Annotated in this window: 20 protein-coding genes; 14 read left to right on the forward strand and 6 right to left on the reverse strand. The window is 61.3% G+C overall.

Translation table 11 applies throughout. From position 1 onward, the window contains the following. Positions 1-123: 123 nt before the first annotated feature. Positions 124-1,644, reverse strand: a complete 1,521-nt coding sequence (locus tag M5B43_RS16690) for an aldehyde dehydrogenase family protein (protein WP_248751124.1) — start codon at positions 1,642-1,644, stop codon at positions 124-126. Between the two features lie 273 nt (positions 1,645-1,917). On the opposite strand from M5B43_RS16690, the gene M5B43_RS16695 reads away from it, so the two are divergent. The 5 genes from M5B43_RS16695 to M5B43_RS16715 all read left to right on the forward strand — a co-directional run bounded on the left by M5B43_RS16695 (position 1,918) and on the right by M5B43_RS16715 (position 7,451). Then, the gene (locus M5B43_RS16695) at positions 1,918-3,819 is read left to right on the forward strand and encodes a sigma-54-dependent Fis family transcriptional regulator (RefSeq protein WP_248751125.1); all 1,902 of its coding nucleotides are present in this window, start codon (positions 1,918-1,920) and stop codon (positions 3,817-3,819) included. A 445-nt stretch (positions 3,820-4,264) separates the two neighbouring features. Then, positions 4,265-5,080 (forward strand): hypothetical protein, encoded by an 816-nt coding sequence (locus M5B43_RS16700; RefSeq protein WP_248751126.1) that lies wholly within the window; start codon positions 4,265-4,267, stop codon positions 5,078-5,080. A 118-nt stretch (positions 5,081-5,198) separates the two neighbouring features. After that, positions 5,199-6,548 (forward strand): UDP-N-acetylmuramate:L-alanyl-gamma-D-glutamyl-meso-diaminopimelate ligase, encoded by a 1,350-nt coding sequence (gene mpl, locus M5B43_RS16705; protein WP_248751127.1) that lies wholly within the window; start codon positions 5,199-5,201, stop codon positions 6,546-6,548. Beyond that, the gene (gene ubiX, locus M5B43_RS16710) at positions 6,545-7,174 is read left to right on the forward strand and encodes a flavin prenyltransferase UbiX (protein ID WP_060754740.1); all 630 of its coding nucleotides are present in this window, start codon (positions 6,545-6,547) and stop codon (positions 7,172-7,174) included. The genes mpl and ubiX overlap by 4 nt, the downstream gene beginning before the upstream one ends. Then, entirely contained in the window at positions 7,167-7,451 is a 285-nt protein-coding gene (locus M5B43_RS16715; protein WP_248751128.1) for a YceK/YidQ family lipoprotein, read from the forward strand. Before ubiX ends, M5B43_RS16715 begins: the two co-directional genes overlap by 8 nt. A gap of 150 nt (positions 7,452-7,601) precedes the next feature. On the opposite strand, the gene M5B43_RS16720 is transcribed toward M5B43_RS16715, so the two are convergent. The 3 genes from M5B43_RS16720 to M5B43_RS16730 form a co-directional block, all read right to left on the reverse strand. Further along, on the reverse strand, positions 7,602-8,243 hold the full coding sequence (locus tag M5B43_RS16720) for an oxidoreductase (protein WP_248751129.1): 642 nt from the start codon (positions 8,241-8,243) through the stop codon (positions 7,602-7,604). 29 nt (positions 8,244-8,272) lie between these two features. Continuing rightward, a complete protein-coding gene (locus M5B43_RS16725) occupies positions 8,273-9,991 on the reverse strand; it encodes a C13 family peptidase (RefSeq protein ID WP_248751130.1) in 1,719 nt (572 codons plus the stop codon). Between the two features lie 105 nt (positions 9,992-10,096). Beyond that, complete coding sequence (locus tag M5B43_RS16730) at positions 10,097-10,552, reverse strand: MaoC family dehydratase (RefSeq protein ID WP_248751131.1); 456 nt, start codon at positions 10,550-10,552, stop codon at positions 10,097-10,099. A 157-nt stretch (positions 10,553-10,709) separates the two neighbouring features. Between M5B43_RS16730 and M5B43_RS16735 the strand changes: the two genes are divergently transcribed. The 4 genes from M5B43_RS16735 (at position 10,710) to M5B43_RS16750 (ending at position 12,713) form a co-directional block, all read left to right on the forward strand. Continuing rightward, a complete protein-coding gene (locus tag M5B43_RS16735) occupies positions 10,710-11,072 on the forward strand; it encodes a CidA/LrgA family protein (protein ID WP_248751132.1) in 363 nt (120 codons plus the stop codon). After that, complete coding sequence (locus tag M5B43_RS16740) at positions 11,069-11,785, forward strand: LrgB family protein (RefSeq protein WP_248751133.1); 717 nt, start codon at positions 11,069-11,071, stop codon at positions 11,783-11,785. The genes M5B43_RS16735 and M5B43_RS16740 overlap by 4 nt, the downstream gene beginning before the upstream one ends. A 21-nt stretch (positions 11,786-11,806) precedes the next feature. Further along, entirely contained in the window at positions 11,807-12,397 is a 591-nt protein-coding gene (locus M5B43_RS16745) for an LON peptidase substrate-binding domain-containing protein (RefSeq protein WP_248751134.1), read from the forward strand. 100 nt (positions 12,398-12,497) lie between these two features. After that, a complete protein-coding gene (locus tag M5B43_RS16750) occupies positions 12,498-12,713 on the forward strand; it encodes a hypothetical protein (RefSeq protein ID WP_248751135.1) in 216 nt (71 codons plus the stop codon). On the opposite strand, the gene M5B43_RS16755 is transcribed toward M5B43_RS16750, so the two are convergent. Both M5B43_RS16755 and M5B43_RS16760 read right to left on the reverse strand, forming a co-directional pair. Further along, positions 12,707-14,023 (reverse strand): bifunctional DedA family/phosphatase PAP2 family protein, encoded by a 1,317-nt coding sequence (locus tag M5B43_RS16755; protein WP_248751136.1) that lies wholly within the window; start codon positions 14,021-14,023, stop codon positions 12,707-12,709. The genes M5B43_RS16750 and M5B43_RS16755 overlap by 7 nt on opposite strands. A 25-nt stretch (positions 14,024-14,048) precedes the next feature. Continuing rightward, positions 14,049-14,732, reverse strand: coding sequence for a DNA-3-methyladenine glycosylase (locus M5B43_RS16760; protein WP_248751137.1), 684 nt, complete (start codon positions 14,730-14,732; stop codon positions 14,049-14,051). Positions 14,733-14,907: 175 nt separating this feature from the next. Between M5B43_RS16760 and M5B43_RS16765 the strand changes: the two genes are divergently transcribed. The 5 genes from M5B43_RS16765 to mrdA all read left to right on the forward strand — a co-directional run bounded on the left by M5B43_RS16765 (position 14,908) and on the right by mrdA (position 19,769). Continuing rightward, positions 14,908-16,173 carry a glutamate-5-semialdehyde dehydrogenase gene (locus tag M5B43_RS16765; protein WP_248751138.1) on the forward strand — a complete coding sequence of 422 codons (1,266 nt, stop codon included), beginning with the start codon at positions 14,908-14,910 and terminating at the stop codon, positions 16,171-16,173. Next, positions 16,173-16,817: a nicotinate-nucleotide adenylyltransferase gene (gene nadD / locus M5B43_RS16770; RefSeq protein ID WP_248751139.1), complete on the forward strand. Its 645-nt coding sequence runs from the start codon at positions 16,173-16,175 to the stop codon at positions 16,815-16,817. Before M5B43_RS16765 ends, nadD begins: the two co-directional genes overlap by 1 nt. 66 nt (positions 16,818-16,883) lie before the next feature. Then, positions 16,884-17,378, forward strand: a complete 495-nt coding sequence (gene rsfS, locus M5B43_RS16775; RefSeq protein ID WP_003215432.1) for a ribosome silencing factor — start codon at positions 16,884-16,886, stop codon at positions 17,376-17,378. Positions 17,379-17,387: 9 nt separating this feature from the next. Further along, complete coding sequence (gene rlmH / locus M5B43_RS16780; protein ID WP_003176297.1) at positions 17,388-17,855, forward strand: 23S rRNA (pseudouridine(1915)-N(3))-methyltransferase RlmH; 468 nt, start codon at positions 17,388-17,390, stop codon at positions 17,853-17,855. 15 nt (positions 17,856-17,870) lie between these two features. Then, positions 17,871-19,769, forward strand: a complete 1,899-nt coding sequence (mrdA, locus tag M5B43_RS16785) for a penicillin-binding protein 2 (RefSeq protein WP_248751140.1) — start codon at positions 17,871-17,873, stop codon at positions 19,767-19,769. Positions 19,770-19,793 lie beyond the last annotated feature (24 nt).

Here is a 19,793-nt window from a genome sequence, read left to right on the forward strand (position 1 = left end):
GTGAGAGGGGACTTGCCCCGATAGCGATGTGTCGGTCACATAACTGTTGGCGGGCCCACTGCTATCGGGAGCAAGCCCCCTCCCTCATTTGATTGCATTTCAAAGGTGGGAGGGGGTTGTTAGTTAGAAGAACCCGAGTGGATTAATGTCGTAGCTCACCAGTAAGTTCTTGGTCTGCTGGTAGTGATCCAACATCATCTTGTGCGTCTCACGGCCCACGCCAGACTTCTTGTAACCGCCAAACGCGGCATGCGCCGGGTACAGGTGGTAGCAGTTGGTCCACACGCGACCCGCCTTGATCGCCCGGCCCATGCGGTAGGCGCGGTTGATGTCGCGGGTCCACAGGCCGGCACCGAGGCCGAACTCGGTGTCGTTGGCGATCGCCAAGGCTTCGGCTTCGTCCTTGAAGGTGGTGATGCTCACCACCGGGCCGAAGATTTCTTCCTGGAACACGCGCATTTCGTTGGTGCCCTTGAGCAGGGTCGGTTGGATGTAATAGCCGGTGGACAGGTCGCCGGCGAGTTTTTCCACCTTGCCGCCGGTCAGCAGTTGCGCGCCTTCACCTTTGGCGATTTCCAGGTAGGACAGGATCTTGTCGAACTGCTGCTCGGACGCCTGGGCGCCGACCATGGTGTCGGTGTCCAGCGGGTCGCCACGCTTGATCGACTCGACCTTCTTCATCACCACTTTCATGAAGTCGTCGTAGATCGACTCTTCAACCAGCGCACGCGATGGGCAGGTGCACACCTCGCCCTGGTTGAAGAACGCCAGCACCAAACCTTCGGCGGCTTTTTCGATGAATTGCGGTTCGGCTTTCATGATGTCGGCGAAGAAAATGTTCGGCGACTTGCCGCCCAGCTCAACGGTAGACGGAATGATGTTCTCGGCCGCCGCATGCATGATGTGTGAGCCCACTGGCGTTGAGCCGGTGAAAGCGATCTTGGCGATGCGTTTGCTGGTGGCCAGGGCTTCGCCGGCTTCTTTACCGAAACCGTGCACCACGTTCAGCACGCCAGGCGGCAGCAGGTCGCCGATCAGTTCCATCAGCACGTTGATGCCCAGCGGGGTTTGCTCGGCGGGCTTGAGTACCACGCAGTTACCGGCGGCGAGGGCCGGGGCGAGTTTCCACGCGGCCATCAGCAGCGGGAAGTTCCACGGGATGATCTGGCCGACCACGCCCAGCGGTTCGTGGAAGTGGTAGGCGGCGGTGAGTTCGTTGATTTCGGCGCTGCTGCCTTCCTGGGCGCGGATGCACCCGGCGAAGTAGCGGAAATGGTCGGCGGCCAGCGGGATATCGGCGTTGAGGGTTTCCCGCACGGCCTTGCCGTTGTCCCAGGTTTCGGTGATGGCCAGCAGCTCGAGGTTCTGTTCGATGCGGTCGGCGATTTTCAGCAACACCAGCGAGCGGTCCTGGGCCGAGGTCTTGCCCCAGGCGTCGGCGGCGGCATGGGCAGCGTCGAGGGCTTTGTCGATGTCTTTGGCAGTGGAGCGGGGGAAGTCGGCGATAGGCTTGCCGTTGACCGGCGACGTATTGGTGAAATAGTTGCCATCGACCGGCGCGACGAATTCGCCACCGATGTAGTTGCCGTACTTGGCCTTGAACGAAACGATCGCGCCTTCAGTACCGGGGTGTGCATAACGCATGGTAGGCATCTCCTGCTTTTATGTTTATTGGAGTACAGCGCGGCAAGCCGCTTGATAAAGCGTAGAGCAAGGGTTGGGCCACCGTTGTGCGGGCCAGGTAAATCAAGGGGTTGGATTGTGTTACCGCGCGTGGCTGTCACGGGCTCGATACAGGCTGTGTGACAAGTTGTGCCATAAACGGTACAGCCTGTGACCGGTGGGTCGGGCCGGGATTGCAATGGGGGGATGGGTGGGGGATGCTGGGCGTTCTCACGCAGGGAGAATAATAAGAAAATGCATAACGATCATTTCAGTCGCCACGCCCAGCAAGTCTTGACCGTCACCCGCGGGCAAGACCCTTCCCAAGGCCCCGGCAGCGATCCGTCCATCGCCCGCTCCTGGCTGCGTTGCCTGGAGGACTACCACCTCGACCCTGCGCTGACTATCGCCCCCACCGTGCTTGAACACGGCCGCCTGCTGGAGAGCCGCGAGCGCCTGCAACAGGTGCTGCAGATTGCCGGCAGTGAGATGAACAGCCTGCATCAGCAACTTTCGGGTGCCGGCCACGCCGTGCTCCTGACCGATGCGCGCGGGGTGATCCTCAACTGTGTTACGGCGCCGTCCGAGCGCAAGATCTTCGAGCGCGCCGGGCTGTGGCTGGGTGCCGATTGGAGCGAAGCCTGCGAAGGCACCAATGGCATCGGCACTTGCCTGGTGGAACGCCAATCCTTGACGATCCACCGTGATGAGCATTTTCGTGGGCGCCATACAGGGCTGACCTGTTCTGCGAGCCCGGTGTTCGACCCGCACGGTGAACTGCTGGCCGTGCTGGACGTGTCTTCGGCGCGCGAAGCGGTGTCGCGCCAGAGCCAGTTCCACACCATGGCGCTGGTCAATCTTTCAGCGAAGATGATCGAAAGTTGCTACTTCCTGCGGCACTTCGAACAGCATTGGCTGCTGCGCTTTCATTTGCAGGCAGAATCCGTGGGGCTGTTCAGCGAGGGGCTGTTGGCATTCGATGGCGAAGGGCGCATATGCGCGGTGAACCAGAGCGCGTTGAACCTGCTGGGGCAGAGGCGTGACGGCTTGCTGGGGCAGCCGGTGGAGGCGTTTTTCGATTGCTCGCTGGATCAGTTGCTCGGGCGCGCCAGTGCGAGTGCCACGGCCAGTTGGCCACTGCGTACGCGCGATGGTCGGCATTTGTTCGCGGCCTTGCGCGGGCAGGCGCGTGGTCACACCGCAGCGCTCTCCAAGCCGGCTCCCGCGCCATCGCGCTTGCCCGGCATCTGCATGGGCGATCCGGCCTTGCAAAACGATTTTCGTAAAGCCGTGCGCGTCTTCGAGCGTGACGTACCGTTGTTGATCAATGGTGAAACCGGTTCGGGCAAGGAGGCGTTCGCCAAGGCCGTGCACCACGCCAGCCAACGTGCCGACAAGGCGTTTGTCGCGCTCAACTGCGCGTCCATTCCGGAAAGCCTGATCGAAAGCGAACTGTTCGGGTATCGCGGCGGGAGCTTCACCGGCGCGCGTAAAGAAGGCATGCAGGGCAAGTTGCAACAGGCCGACGGCGGCACGCTGTTCCTGGACGAGATCGGCGATATGCCGCTGGCGTTGCAGACCCGGCTATTAAGGGTTCTGGAAGACCGGATGGTGGTGCCCCTCGGCGGTGAGCCTCTGGCGGTGAACGTTAGAATTATCAGCGCGACTCACCGTGACTTGCTGGGGCGTGTTGAGGACGGCAGCTTCCGCGAAGATTTGTACTACCGGCTCAATGGCCTGGAAGTCGGCCTGCCGCCGTTGCGTGAACGCAGTGACAAATCCAGCCTGCTGGATTTCCTGCTGGCCGAAGAGTCCGCCGGGCAAGCCGTCAGTCTCGAACCGGCCGCGCGTCAGACATTGCTGGCTTTTACCTGGCCTGGCAACGTTCGTCAGATGCGCACGGTATTGCGCACACTGGTGGCGCTTTGTGATGACGGCAGCATCAGGCTGGTGGATCTGCCTGCGTTGTTGCGCCAGGCCCCGGTGCAGAAGGTCAGCGAGTTGCCGCTCAATGATGCCGAACGCCAAACGTTGCTGGCGGCGCTGGAGGGCCAGCACTGGCGTATGACGCAGACGGCCGAGCACTTGGGCGTCAGCCGCAATACCTTGTATCGCAAGTTACGCAAACATGGGATTTCGCGTTCCGCAGCGGTGTAAGTTTGAGGGCTGGTTTTTAGTGACTGTACGTGTAGGTGTTCAGGCTTTGAGGTTGTCAGCCACCCGGGACTTTTATTGTTAAGTTGGAAATACCGTGCGCGTTAAGTTGGACTGCTCTGACAGGAACGGTTGAGCGCAAGTTGCACACTCAAATAGGGCAACTGCAAAGGGTGTTTCAAACAATAAAAGCCATTGGGTGAACATGATGAACATTACAACAACAACAGCCGTTCCTTTCATTCCTCCGCAACCCACTCCGGTGGAGACGCCCTCAGCGCCCACCGCGGTCTACAACCACGACGACTCAGACGAACCGTTAACGCGCAGTAAACGAGCGATAAAAGGGCTTCCGTGGCCTGGACGAAGGCTGCCTTCAACCCCATCGATCCCTTCGTCCGCAGGAGTCCCGTCTGCTCCCAGGCCGCCGACGCCAGCGCCCAAACCGTTGCCCAAGCCCGGCCCCTCCGTAAAGCCTGCTCCACCTCCGTTGGGGGAGCGGTTCAAGGGCGCGGCGCAGGCGGCCATTCTTGCCAATAAAATCAAGGCAAATGATGCGGTGGTCATGGCGAACCTGCGCAAGCAGGCGCCTCTCAGTGTCGCCGAGGCCGCCAAGCGCCTGATCGACGCAGAGAGCTTGGTCAAGTCCGGGGTGATTGCCACGGGGCCCAGCGCCAGCCGCGTCGCCCGTGACGCATTTATCAGTGCGGGTATCACCGGGCTGGTCAGCGCCCCCGCCAACGTCGCAGCCTATGCGGGGTCTGTCGCCACCGGGGAGGCGATCAAATCCAGCTATGCCCCAGGCGTCTTGCCTCCGCCTTATCTGCCGCCTGCGGGCGGCCAGCCCAAGGCCCCGGCTTCAGCTTCGCCAACCGAGTCCGCTCCGTTGCCGGCAGACTCGATCAAAGCGCAACTGGATGAAGTCGAAATGAAGTTATTGGGTATGGCCACTACGGTGATGTTTATTCTTGGGGATACCAGTAGTGTCTTTACCAAAAATGAAACCTGGCCCGCCGATAATGCCGGTCGCTTGAGTAATTTCGAGAAGTTGCTTGCTGTCTCAGAGCAGCAGTTAAAAAAAGCTGCTCGGCAGAATAAGCTTGTGTTTAAGCCTTATAAACCTGATGAGCCCATACCGACGGAGGCGAAAGAGCGCCTCGCCCTGATTGAGAAGAAGTTTGGGCGTATGACTGAAACTTATGACACGTTGCGTTTCGTGGCCGCGATGAAAGACAGCGAAAAGAAATCTCAACTCACCGCTTGAGCAGGGCTGGCGTCGAGCGCAAGCACCCAGGTGCTCTTCGCTCGGCCCCGGGCCGCATATAAAGGTGCGATTTCCCCCTCCCTGCGCTAACCTGCCTCGATGTTTTACGAGGTCGACTATGCACATTCATATTCTCGGTATTTGCGGCACATTCATGGGCTCGATGGCGGTTCTGGCCAAAGAGCTGGGCCATCATGTCACCGGCTCCGACGCCAACGTTTACCCGCCCATGAGCACGCAACTCGAGGCCCAGGGCATTGAACTGACCCAAGGCTACGACCCGGCACAATTCGACCCGGTCCCGGACCTGGTCGTGATCGGCAACGCCATGGTGCGTGGCAACCCGGCGGTCGAATACGTACTGAACAAAGGTTTGCCTTATGTCTCCGGCCCGCAGTGGCTGGCCGACCATGTGTTGCAAGGCCGCTGGGTGCTGGCCGTCGCCGGTACTCACGGCAAGACCACCACCAGCAGCATGCTGGCCTGGGTGCTGGAGCATGCGGGCATGAGCCCGGGCTTCTTGATTGGCGGCGTGCCGCAGAACTTCTCGGTGTCGGCGCGCCTGGGCGATACGCCCTTTTTCGTGATTGAGGCCGATGAGTACGACAGTGCCTTTTTCGACAAGCGCTCCAAGTTCGTTCACTACCGCCCGCGTACGGCGATCCTGAATAACCTCGAGTACGATCACGCGGACATCTTCCCTGATCTGCCGGCCATTGAGCGGCAATTCCACCACTTGGTGCGCACTATCCCGAGCGAGGGTCTGGTGATTCACCCGACCACCGAGCCGGCGTTGCAACGCGTGATCGACATGGGCTGCTGGACTCCGGTGCAGACCACCGGCGCGGGCGGGCAGTGGCAGGTCAAGTTGCTGAGCGAAGACGGTTCCCGGTTTGAAGTGCTGTTCGAAGGCGAGGCCCAAGGCATCGTCGATTGGGGCATGACCGGCCAGCACAACGTTGCCAACGCGTTGGTGACCCTGGCAGCGGCACGGCATGTTGGCGTGGTGCCGGCCATGGGTATTGCGGCATTGAGCGCATTCAAAAGCGTGAAGCGCCGCATGGAGAAGGTCGCCGATGTGAATGGGATTACCATCTACGACGACTTTGCCCACCACCCGACGGCGATTGCCACCACCCTGGATGGTCTGCGCAAGCGCGTGGGGGATGCCCAGATCATCGCCGTCGTGGAGCCGCGCTCCAATTCCATGAAGCTGGGCGCGCACCGCGATGGCTTGCCGGAAAGCGTCAACGATGCCGACCAAGTGGTGTGGTACGCACCGGCCAATCTCGGTTGGGACCTGCCTGCGATTGCCGCGCTGTGCACTGTGCCGTCGCGGGTGTGTGACTCCTTGGACGCCATCATTGAGCACGTGAAACACCTGGCCAAGCCGGGGACCCACGTGGTCATCATGAGCAACGGCGGCTTTGGGGGCCTGCATGGCAAATTGGCCGAGGCACTGAAATGAGTGGCCCCGAACGCGTCACCTTGGCGATGACCGGCGCATCCGGCGCGCCTTATGGCCTGCGCCTGCTGGATTGCCTGGTGCGTGAAGACCGTGAGGTGCACTTCCTGATATCCAAGGCGGCGCAGTTGGTGATGGCCACTGAGACGGATGTCGCGCTCCCTGCCAAGGTGCAGACGATGCAAGCCTTCCTCACGGAGTACACCGGTGCGGCGGCGGGGCAGATCAAGGTCTACGGCAAAGAAGACTGGATGTCGCCGGTGGCCTCCGGCTCCGGTGCGCCGGCTGCGATGGTGGTGGTGCCGTGTTCCACCGGCACGTTGTCGGCGATTGCCACGGGGGCCTGCAATAACCTGATCGAGCGAGCGGCGGACGTAACCTTGAAGGAGCGTCGCCAATTGATCCTGGTGCCGCGCGAAGCACCGTACTCAAGCATTCATCTGGAACACATGCTCAAGTTGTCGAACATGGGTGTGACCATCTTGCCGGCCTCGCCGGGCTTCTATCACCAGCCGCAGACCATCGATGACCTGGTGGACTTCGTGGTGGCGCGTATTCTCAACCTGCTCAATATTCCCCAGGACATGCTGCCGCGTTGGGGCGAGCACCATTTGAGCAGTGATGAATAAGGCGCTGCTGGTCTTGCTGGCCTTGCAACTGACGGGCTGCGCCACCGCCCGTACGCTGGATGCTGCACAACCGGGCGCGCCCGTGGTGTATGCCGGCACGCGCCTGGATTTGTATGCGATCGATGGCGGCTGCTGCGCCAAGGACCGCTTTGGTGCCGAGGCGCCGCGCTATCCCCATGTCGACCTGCCGGCCAGTGCGTTGCTCGATACCTTGCTGTTGCCACTGTCAGTGTTGACGGTACTGGGGGTAGGGTTCAACGCGACGGGCGGGCTCTAATGTGGTGGCTTGCTCCCGATAGCCGTGTGTCAGTCAACTCATTGAGTGACTGGTCCACCGCTATTGGGGCATAGGTATCTACACAACTTTTGACGGCAGTCATATTCCCCTGTGGCAAGCCCCCTCCCACATGTTGCCTGGTGTTGAGCCTTACTTACCGAGCTTGCGCAACTCATCCGACTCCACCACGCGCACGCCGTCCTGCTCTTCCAGCGCCAGGCGCCACATGGCGCGGGCCAGTTCGCAGACTTCAATGCCGCGATACTTGCCTGGAATCAGCCGTGACAGCGGCCCGGCCAATTGCTCGGCCAAGCGCGGCTCCAGTCGTTCCCCAAGCAACAGCGATGGCCGCACGATGGTCAATTGTGGCCAGCCCTGTGCTCTCAGCGCCTGTTCCATCTCGCCTTTGACTCGGTTGTAGAAGATCGAGGATTTCGGGTCGGCGCCAATGGCGCTGATGACGATCAGGTGCCGCGCGCCCATTTCCCGTGCGCGCTTGGCGAAGGCCACCACCATGTCGAGGTCGACGGCGCGGAAGGCGGCTTCGGAACCCGCCTGCTTGATGGTGGTGCCCAGGCAGCAGAAAGCGATATCCACCTGGCCGCTCAGTTGCGGCAGGAACACGGCGGGGTCACCTACGGGGTTTTCCAGGTGAGGGTGTTCGGCCAGCGGTTTGCGGCTTGGCGCCAGAACGCGGGTCACCGTGGGCTCATTGAGCAAGCGGTCCAGCAGGTGCTCGCCCGTCAGCCCGGAAGCGCCGGCAAGCAGAATATGCTGAGGTGTCAGGTACATGGTCTTTCCCCCTTGTTACACGTTACAGCTTAGTTGCCTTTGGCTTCCTTGCTATTCATTGAGACGCTTTCGAGCGCCTTTCGTGCCTGCTGTTTACGTAATAATTGCCAGTGGGCGACCACGCCTTTGGGCGCCCAGATCTGCGGTTCGGAGGCTTCGAAGTTGTCCGCCTGTTCGCGTTCGGCCACATGCAGTTGCGCCAGTTTGAAGGCTTGCTGCAAGTCATCGGTCTGGTTGAAGGCTTGGGCGAAAAGGGCGTCGCCGAAATAGGTGAAGTCGGCCTCTTCGGAGCAACCGAAGGACACGCGGTCAGCCCGTGAGGCGGTCATGATCAGGGTGTGCTCATCTTTGAGCGCGGGGATGAAACCACCGGAGTAACAGGCGGAAATCACGATGATCTTGTCGCGGTTTTTCAGCGGCGCCAGCACGGCGGCCAGCTCATCGGCCGGCAGGTCGGCCAGCTCCATGCGCGGCTGGTCCAGCACCAGTTCGTGTTCGTGGGTGCCGTGGCTGGTCATATAGATGAATACCAGGTCCTGCGGCCCGGTGCGCTCGGCCAGGGTTTGTACGGCACGGCGCAGGCTTTCGCGGGTGGCGAGGGGGCGGTCGGCAATATGGTCGCGGTGGTTGACCAAGCGGATCTGCCCACGCGCACCGAAGCGGGTGGCAAGCATGTTGCTGACGTAATCGGCTTCGCGCAGGAACACGCTTTGCTTGCCGTCGCCGGCCAGCACCAGGGTGTACAGCTCGACGGCGGCGCTCGACTGGGGCACCGCCGCGAGGGCGTCCTCGAGCAGACGACCCTGGGCCAGTACGCCGGTTTCCAGTGGGTCGGGCAGCAGCTTGCCATCGGCATCGCGCACACGCATGCCATTGATCCAGGTGCCGGCCTGCACGGTGCCGTCGGTGAGTACGAGCGTGCCGCGGCCCTGGTAGCTGTCGCTGTCGAAACCGCCGATATAGAAGCTGCCATCGGTAAGGTTCAGGCGACCTTCGCCGGTAAAGCGCCAGTCACTGAATTGGCCGACGTAGTGGCTGCCGTCGACCCCGATCAACTCGCCCTTGCCGCTGAGTGCGCCTTCCTTGAACTGGCCGATCCAGACATCGCCGTCGGCGTTTTCATAGCGGCCTTTGCCGTTGAGCTGGTTCTGTTTGAACTGGCCGACATAGATGTCGCCCTCGGCGCTGTTGAAGGTGCCGTTGCCTTCCAATTGGCCATCGACAAAGTGACCGCTGAACTGGTTGCCACTGTCGTCGTTGCGCTGGCCTTCGCCATTGGGTTTGCCGTGGGCGAACTGGCCCTGGTATTGGCTGCCGTCTGCCAGCTCCAGGCGGCCGAGGCCGGAGTACTGGTCGTCCTTGAATTCGCCGCGATAGGTCATCTGCCCTTCTTTGAGGGTGCCTTCGCCGTTGCGTCGACCGTTCTTGAAACCGCCGACGTAGCTGCTGCCCGACGTGGTCAGGCTGCCCTGGCCGTCAAACAGCCCCTGCTGGAACTGGCCTTTGTAGACTTCGCCATTGCTGCCGTGCCATTCGCCCTGGCCGTGCCACTGGCCTTTGTCGAACTGGCCGGCATACCAACTGCCGTTGGGGTAGTCCACGCGGCCCTGGCCTTGCAGTAAACCGTTGACCACATCACCACGGTAGCGGCCGCCATCGGGCAGGCGCGCATCGGGCGGCAACAGCGATTCGCCGTCTCCGCAAGCGGTGAGCAACAGGGCAAGGGCAAGGGGAGCGAGTGGGCGCATAGCGGGATCCGGATAATTGAGCGCCGAGTATGCCGCAGCCGGGAGATTCATACATAAATTTACATACACTGTGGCAAGGTTTATTACCTCGCCACAGGCGCAGCCTTACACGAAGCAGAGTGACAGCGACTCAGCAATATAAGCGGGTTTCTCCTGGCCTTCGATTTCCAGGGTGGCAGTGGCCTTGAATAGCCATTGGCCAGGTTTTTTCTCGCTGACATCGGTGAGCGTGACGTTCAGACGAACCCTGGAGTCGACCTTCACCGGCTGGATAAAACGCACGCTGTCCAGGCCATAGTTGACGGCCATCTTCAGGCCCTCGGGCATGATCAGGATGTCTTCCATCAGCTTGGGCATCAGTGACAGCGACAGGAAACCGTGGGCGATGGTACTGCCGAATGGCGTCTTGGCGGCCTTGACCGGGTCGACGTGGATGAACTGATGATCGCCAGTGGCCTCTGCAAACAGGTTGATGCGGGCCTGATCGATGGTGAGCCACTCGGAACGTCCCAGTTCCTTGCCGACATAATCTTTGAGCTGCGCTACAGGTACATAGGGCATTGCGTCTCTCCTTGGTCCATCGGTTTTTATAGGTGTGCCAGGTCCATGTTAGATCATCACGGGCAACCAGCTCGGTCAACCCACCATGCTTTTGGCGAATGCCGGTGTATAGGGCGGCCATGCTTATAATGCGGGCGAGCGTTGAGGGGAGAGAAAGATGCTGCTGCGTGGCCTGACCTGGCTGGTGCTGTTTCAACTGATCGGCACGGCGATCAATCATTTACTGTTGCCGGTGCTGCCGGGGCCAATCATTGGCCTGCTGCTGATGCTGGGCTTCCTGATCTGGCGCGGCGAAGTCGGCGAGCCCCTGAGCCTGGCCGCCAGCAGTTTGCTGCGCTATCTGCCGTTGCTGCTCGTGCCGCCGGCCGTGGGGGTGATGGTCTACGCCAGGGACATCGCAGCAGACTTCTGGGCCATCGTCGGCGCGCTGGTGCTGTCACTGGTGATCGCCATGGGCGTCGTTGGCGTGCTGATGCAGCACCTGGTCAAGCGCCAGGCGCGGCGGGAGGAAGGGCAATGACCGTCGATTGGCAAGGTGCGTGGGCAGCGGTGATTCATCATCCGCTGTTCGGTATCGGTATCACCCTGGGCGCCTATCAACTGGTACTGGCGGGGTTCGAGAAAACCCGCTGGATCTTTCTGCAACCGGTGCTGGTGTCCATGCTGCTGGTGATTGGCGTGCTGCTCACCTGCGGCCTGACCTACACCGAATACCGCAAGAGCACCGAGATCATGGGCATCCTGCTCGGCCCCGCGACGGTAGCCCTGGCGGTGCCGCTTTATCTCAACCTGCGGCGCATTCGCCAATTGTTCTGGCCGATTTTTACTACGCTGGTGATAGGCGGGGTGTTGGCCACTGGCCTGTGCGTGTTGTTGGGCGTGTGGTTCGGCGCCGAACACAGGATGCTGATGACCATGGCGCCCAAGTCGGTCACGTCGCCGATTGCCATGCTGGTGGCCGAGCAGATTGGTGGTGTGGCGGCATTGGCGGCGGTTTTTGTGCTGATCACCGGGGTGATTGGCGCGATGATCGGCCCGGCATACTTGTCGCGCCTGGGGGTGCACAGCCCCGAAGCGCGCGGTATGGCGCTGGGCATGACCGCCCACGCCGTCGGTACCTCGGTGGCGCTGCAGGAAAGCGAAGAGTGCGGCGCCTTCGCGGCGTTGGCCATGAGTCTGATGGGCGTTGCCACGGCGGTTTTCCTGCCGTTGGCGGTGTCGGTTATTGTTTAATCCGGATTTAAGGAAACCTCTATGAGTCTGGCGCTGTTCCCGCTCAACACCGTGTTGTTCCCAGGCTGCACCCTCGATTTGCAACTGTTTGAGGCGCGCTACCTGGACATGATCAGCCGTTGCATGAAAAAGGGCGAAAGCTTCGGCGTGGTGTGCATCCTCGACGGCAAGGAAGTGGGCGTGGCCCCGGACGGCTACGCGTTGATCGGCTGTGAAGCGCTGATTCGTGACTTCAAGCAACAAGACAACGGCCTGCTGGGGATTCGTGTTGAAGGCGGCCGTCGTTTCCGTGTGCGCGATGCCGGTGTGCAGAAGGACCAGTTACTGGTGGCCGAGGTGCAGTGGCTGGAAGAGTTGCCGGACCAGGCGCTGGAAGAAGAGGATGCCGACCTGTTGGCGTTGCTCCAGGCCCTGGCCGAGCACCCGATGGTTGCCTCCCTGGACATGGGTACCCACGCCGACGGCCAGCAATCCCTGGGCAATCAGCTGGCTTACCTGCTGCCGTTCACCGAGGCCGACAAGATCGACCTGCTGCAACTCGACGATCCGCAGCAACGGCTGGATGCGATCCAGATGTTGCTGGATGAGTTGCAAGGTGAACTGTTCACCTGAGGTTAGGAATTGTCTGACGTAAGTTTCAGACATTGTTTGATGGTCCCCACTGCGATGCCTGCAATATTTCCGAGCTCGTACTGATGATCGGAGAGCAACAATGATTCGGCTAACGCAATCAGAGCAGGCAGTTTGGGACGATTTTTTTGTCAGCGTGACCACGCAACTGCTCCAGCAGGACGCAATGCGAGGCTCGGAATACATCGCCGAGCGCGCTGCTGATATTGCCGATGAGATGCTACTGGAGCGACGCGAACGGTGCGTTGAACGCCGATCCGCGTCCGTGGAGTGGATCGGCCCGGCCAAGGATCAGTAGGCATACCTGAGCAGTGCGTGGGGCGTGCCGGTAAAGGCGATAACGCCGAGCACCACCACCACGGGCGGCAATACCAGCCACCAGGCTTTGTGCGGCATGGGTGGCAATGGGCTGCGGTATTGGCTCGCGGTCAGGCTGAATGCGCAGACGGTCATTGCCAGCAGCGTGCCGGCGAGGATGTCGGTCGGCCAGTGAGCGCCAAGGTAGACCCGCGAGAGCGCAATGAACGCCGCAGGGATGCAGCCGAGCAGCAGCCAGGTCAGGCGCAGGCGCGTGGGTTGGCCGCGGCCGGCCAGCACGGCGAGTGCCAGAAAGAACGCAAATGCCCCGGAGGCGTGGCCACTGGGCATGCTGAAGCTGGTCAGTGGGTCGGTCAGGATTTCCGGGCGACCGCGGGCAAAAAATAGCTTGGTGCCCGTGTTGATGACCGCCGCGCCGGCCAGCGTCGCGCCGACAAATAGGGCATGGCGCCATTGCCGCGCCAGTAACAGCAGGCCAGTGAACACGGCACTGGCGACAAACATTTTCTTGAACTCACCCAGTTGGGTAATCCGTACCATCACCTCGTCCAGCCACGGGCTGCGATGCTCCTGCACCAGCGCGCTCAGGCCCTGGTCAAAGTGGTTGAGGTGGGGGTAACCGATAAACAGGGCGACCAACAGGGTCAGGCTGGCGCAACCAATCCATAAGGTCGCGCGACGATGGCCGCGCAAGCTGCTGTTCAAGCTCAGCCCCAGCAACACCGCCAAACAGGCCGCGATAATGCCGGCCTCCAGCCAGAAACCCTCAGGCAATGGCAAGCGGAACGCGGCACCGGTGGCCCAGCCCGGCAGCAGATAAGCCACCGACCAACCTGCAGCGGCAATAATGCTCACGGCAGCGAAGCGTGGGAACGGCATGTCGCACATGCCGGCGACCATCGGCAGCATGGGGCGCAGCGGGCCAATGAAACGTCCCACCAGCAGGCTGGCGATGCCGTACTTATGAAAGTAGGTTTCTGCGCCAGCCATCCATTCCGGGTGATGGCGCAGGCCGGGCAGGCGGCGGATGTTCTGATGGAAATGCCGGCCCAGATAGTAGGAAACCCCATCGCCCAATAAGCCGCCGAGGAATCCCAGCAGCAGGGTTTCACTCAAGGACAGCGTGCCGCTGCCGGCCAGCGCGGCAATCGCGAACAGCAGCACCGTACCCGGTACGATCAGCCCGGCAATGGCCAGGCATTCCACGCACGCAACGATAAACACCGCCACTGCCAGCCATTGCGGGTTCAGGGTCAACCAGCCGGTAATGCTATCGAGCCATTGGCCCATAAATCGTTACTCCATCACCACAGGTTCAAATCAAAAAATAATCGCGGCCTTCGACCTGGCCTCGGCGTAGCGGGTTCCGTGTGCAGTAGGGCGCGAAGCCCGCATCGACAAAGCGATACATCAGGTGCTCATCGCGCCCGCTGGGGATACCCAGCCGTGTGGTCTGAATGATCTGCGTGGGCGCCTGGCCCACATCTTCGACATACAGCAGGTCCTGATCGAAGCGCTTGGCGTCCCACACCGGCACCTTCAAGCCCAGCGCCTTGCACAGCAAGGTCTGGCCGGCACACAGCTTTTGCGTGGGGCGTGGGCTGCCATCGGCGTTCGGGTTGTTCAACAGCATCTGGGCCAGGCTGGCCTGGCCGGACACTTCATCAACCCACGGGTACGCCGATTTGATCAGCACGGCATTGCCTGGACCCTGGGCGCTGAAGTTCAGCGAATCACCGCCACGGGCGTAGTACATGTAGATATGTCCGCCATCCAGAAACAAAGCCTTACGCTTTTCCGTATACCCCAGGGAGGCGTGGCTGCCTTTTTCGGCCTCGTAATAGGCTTCTGTTTCAATAATTCGCGCTGAAAGCCACAGATCTGCGACACGATGGCGAATGACTTTTCCGAGTAATTCTCGCGCAAGCAGTTGCGCATCTCGGTCGAAGAAGCCGTCGGGCAGGGCGCTGGCGGGGAGTTTGGGCAAGGAACTGGGCATGGCGGTCAGGGGTTAATACAGCTAAATGTGACGGAATCATAACAACTCCCACCTTAATTACCGCTGAACCTCAGGTTTTTACAGTTCATTTCGACCATCCGCCCCTCACCGCTGTCAGTCGCGCTGCGTCGCAGCTATAATCTGCCGCTTTCCTCTTTGCCAAGACTCCCTGACCATGACTGAGTCCGTTCTTGACTACATGACCCGCCTGGGTCGCGCTGCCCGTCAGGCCTCGCGGTTGATCGCCCGTGCGAGCACCGCGCAGAAGAACCGTGCCCTGCTGGCTGCCGCCGATGCTCTGGATGCTTCGCGCTCCGAGTTGACCGCCGCCAATGAACTGGACTTGGCCAATGGCCGTGCCAATGGTCTGGAGCCGGCCCTGCTCGATCGCCTGGCGCTGACCCCGGCACGTATCGACGACATGATCGAAGGTTTGCGCCAGGTGGCCAAGCTGCCTGACCCTATCGGTGAAATCCGCGATATGCGTTACCTGCCGTCCGGCATTCAGGTGGGTAAGATGCGCGTGCCCCTGGGGGTGATCGGCATCATCTATGAGTCGCGTCCGAACGTGACCATCGACGCTGCGAGCCTGTGCCTCAAGTCCGGCAACGCCACCATCCTGCGTGGCGGTTCCGAAGCGATCAATTCCAACCGTGCCATTGCCACCTGCATCCAGCAGGGCCTGGCCGTGGCCGAGTTGCCGGCCGAAGTGGTGCAAGTGGTGGAAACCACCGACCGCGCCGCTGTTGGCGCCTTGATCACCATGCCGGAATTCGTCGACGTGATCGTGCCGCGCGGTGGCAAGAGCCTGATCGAGCGCGTCAGCCGCGATGCCAAGGTGCCCGTGATCAAGCACCTGGACGGCGTGTGCCACGTGTTCATCGATGTCGCTGCCGATCTCGACAAGGCGATCCGCATTGCCGACAACGCCAAGACCCACCGCTACGCCCCTTGCAACACCATGGAAACCCTGCTGGTGCACGCCGGCATCGCCGAGCGCGTGCTGCCGCCGCTGGCTGCCATCTACCGTGACAAGGGCGTGGAGCTGCGTGGCTGTGAGCGCACCCGTGCGCTGCTGGGCGCGGACGTGATCGAGGCGACCGAGCAGGACTGGTACACCGAGTACACGGCGCCGATCCTGTCGATCCGCATTGTCGACGACCTGGACCAGGCCATCGAACACATCAATACGTACGGCTCCAAGCACACCGACGCCATTGTTTCCGAGCATTTCAGCGATGCCCGGCGTTTCCTCAACGAAGTGGATTCCGCTTCGGTGATGATCAACGCCTCGACGCGTTTTGCCGACGGCTTCGAGTACGGCCTGGGGGCGGAGATCGGCATTTCCACCGACAAGCTCCATGCACGCGGGCCGGTTGGGCTCGAGGGGCTGACCAGTGAGAAGTACGTGGTGTTCGGCGACGGTCATGTGCGCACTTGATGGCTAAACGCATCGGGCTGCTCGGTGGCACCTTCGACCCCGTGCACATCGGCCATTTGCGCAGTGCCCTGGAAGTCGCGGATGCCTTGGCGCTGGATGAGCTGCGCCTGATCCCTAATTTCCGGCCGCCGCATCGCGACACCCCACAGGTGTCGCCGCAGCAGCGCCTGGAAATGGTGCGCCTGGCTGTAAAGGGCATACCGCCGCTGGTGGTGGACGACCGCGAACTCAAGCGTGATAAACCGTCCTACACTGTCGACACCCTGGAACTGATGCGCGCCGAGTTGGCCGCAGATGACCAGCTGTTTCTGCTTTTGGGCTGGGACGCATTTTGCGGCCTGCCCTCTTGGCACCGCTGGGAGGAACTCCTCCAGCATTGCCACATCCTGGTTTTGCAACGCCCGGATGCCGATAGCGAACCGCCGGATGCCTTGCGCAACCTGCTGGCCGCGCGGTCGGTAAGTGACCCCTTGGCCCTGACCGGGCCGAACGGGAATATTGCATTCGTCTGGCAGACCCCGCTTGCGGTGTCTGCCACCCAGATCCGTCAACTGCTGGCCAGCGGGAAGTCGGTACGTTTCCTGGTGCCTGACGCGGTCCTGGCCTACATCGATGCGCACGGGCTGTACCGTGCGTCGAACTGAAAAGGCGCGCTTGAACGCACGACTCGTGCAGCGAGCGCCCGAACATACGAGCAAAACGAGTTTTATATGACGAACAAAGACGTAAGCAAAGTTAAGCGCAAAGGCACCTTCAAAAGCGCCCCGCTGCCAGTTGAAGCCCACACCGGCCCCGAGCTGGCTGGCGAAGAACTGGTAAAAGTGGCCGTGGCCGCTCTGGAAGACGTCAAGGCCCAGGACATCCAGGTGCTGGACGTACGCGACAAGCAGAGCATCACCGATTTCATGATCATCGCCACCGGTACTTCCAACCGCCAGATCGGCGCGATGCTGGACAAGGTTCGCGAAGCCGTCAAAGCCCAAGGCGTGAAGCCGCTGGGTGAAGAAGGCAAGGGCGACAGCGACTGGGTGTTGCTGGACATGGACGACGTGATCGTTCACATGATGACCTCCAATGCCCGTCAGTTCTACGACCTGGAACGCCTGTGGAAAGGCGCCGAGCAGAGCCGTGCCGCCGATGGCAAGCACCACAGCCCGGAAGTGGGCCACGCGCACTTCGACAAGCTCAACAAAGACCAGGAATAAGGAACGGCTGTGCGCCTGCGTCTGATTGCTGTCGGTTCACGCATGCCCAAGTGGGTGGAAGAAGGCTGGCACGAGTATGCCAAGCGTCTGCCCGCTGAGCTGTCGCTGGAACTGGTAGAGATACCGCTCAATACCCGGGGCAAGAATGCCGACGTGGCGCGCTTTATCCGCCAGGAAGGCGAAGCCATGTTGGCCAAGGTCGGCCCCAACGAGCGCATCGTCACCCTTGAAGTGCACGGCAAACCCTGGAGCACCGAGCAATTGGCGGTGGAACTGGATCGCTGGCGCCTGGATTCGCGCACGGTCAACTTCATGGTCGGTGGCCCGGAAGGGCTGGCGCCGGAAGTCTGCGCGCGGGCCGATCAGCGCTGGTCGCTGTCGGCACTGACGTTGCCGCACCCGTTGGTAAGGATCCTGATCGGTGAACAGCTGTATCGCGCCTGGACAGTCCTGTCCGGGCACCCTTACCACAAATAGTCTGCGCCGCCCCCGATGACCCAGCCGATCCGCATCAAGGACCACGAGAAAGACGCACGTCTGGTGCGCTCGCGGGTCGTGTTCGGCGCTTTTTTGGTGGTGGCGTTGATTGCGGTGCTGATTGCGCGCCTGTATTTCCTGCAGGTGATCCAGTACGACTACCACTCCACGCTGTCGGAAAACAACCGGGTGCATGTGCAGCCGATTCCGCCGACCCGTGGGCTGATTTTCGACCGCAATGGCGTGGTGGTCGCAGATAACCGGCCCAGCTTCAGCCTGAGCATGACCCGTGAGCGCTCTGGCGATTGGCAGCAGGTCCTCGATGTCATCGTAGAAGTGCTGCAACTGACCCCGGATGATCGGGCGATTTTCGAGAAACGCATGAAACAGGGGCGCCGGCCGTTCGAGCCGGTGCCCATTCTGTTCGAGCTGACCGAAGAGCAGATTGCCCGGATTGCCGTGAACCAGTTCCGTTTGCCGGGGGTAGAAGTGGTGGCGCAGTTGGTGCGGCACTACCCGCAAGGGCCGCACTTTGCCCACTCCGTCGGCTATATGGGGCGGATCAACGAGAAAGAGCTCAAGACCCTCGATCCGGTCAATTACAGCGGCACCCACCATATCGGCAAAACCGGTATCGAGCGTTTCTACGAGCCCGAGCTGCACGGCCAGGTGGGTTACGAAGAGGTCGAGACCAACGCCCGTGGCCGTGTGCTGCGGGTGCTCAAACGCACCGATCCGGTGCCGGGCAAGGACATTGTGCTGAGCCTGGACATCAAGCTGCAGGAAGCGGCTGAAATGGCCCTCGGCGGTCGGCGTGGCGCCGTGGTGGCATTGGACCCGAGGACGGGCGAAGTGCTGGCGATGGTCAGCCAGCCGAGTTTCGACCCTAACTTATTCGTCACCGGCATTAGCTTCAAAGCCTATGCCGAGCTGCGCGATTCCATCGACCGTCCGCTGTTCAACCGTGTGCTGCGTGGTTTATACCCGCCGGGTTCGACCATCAAGCCGGCGGTAGCGATTGCCGGCCTGGATTCGGGCGTGGTCACGGCCTCCAGTCGTGTGTTCGACCCGGGCTACTACATGCTGCCCAACTACGATCATAAATACCGTAACTGGAACCGTACCGGTGACGGCTATGTCGACCTGGACACCGCGATCATGCGCTCCAACGACACCTATTTTTACGACCTGGCCCACAAGCTGGGGATTGATCGACTGTCTGCCTACATGGGCAAGTTCGGCCTCGGTCAGAAAGTCTCCCTGGACATGTTCGAAGAATCCCCAGGCTTGATGCCGTCGCGGGAGTGGAAGCGCGCGACTCGCCGCCAGGCGTGGTTCCCGGGCGAAACCCTGATCCTCGGGATTGGCCAGGGTTATATGCAGGCCACGCCGCTGCAATTGGCCCAGGCCACGGCGCTGGTGGCCAACAAAGGCCTCTGGAACCGCCCGCACCTGGCCAAGACCATCGAGGGTGAAAAGCCGGTGGATGAAAATCCGATTCCCGACATCGTGCTGCGCGACCCGTCCGACTGGACCAAGGTCAACCACGGTATGCAGCAAGTGATGCACGGTGCCCGCGGTACCGCGCGCAAGGCAGCGGTGGGCGCGCAATACCGTATTGCCGGCAAGAGTGGTACGGCCCAGGTGGTCGCGATCAAGCAGGGCGAGAAATATGACCGCTCCAAGGTTCAGGAGCGTCACCGCGACCACGCCTTGTTTGTTGGCTTCGCCCCCGCCGATGACCCGAAAATCGTGGTGGCGGTGATGGTGGAGAACGGTGAGTCCGGCTCCGGCGTCGCAGCGCCTGTGGTGCGCCAAGTGATGGACGCCTGGCTGTTGGCCGACGATGGCAGGCTCAAGCCCGAATTTGGTGGCCCCCCTTCAAGCACCGAGGTTACGGCCCGTGAAGAGTAATTTTGACCGCATCCTCTCCAGCGA

This window comes from Pseudomonas sp. MWU15-20650, from assembly GCF_023242475.1.
Classification (GTDB): domain Bacteria; phylum Pseudomonadota; class Gammaproteobacteria; order Pseudomonadales; family Pseudomonadaceae; genus Aquipseudomonas.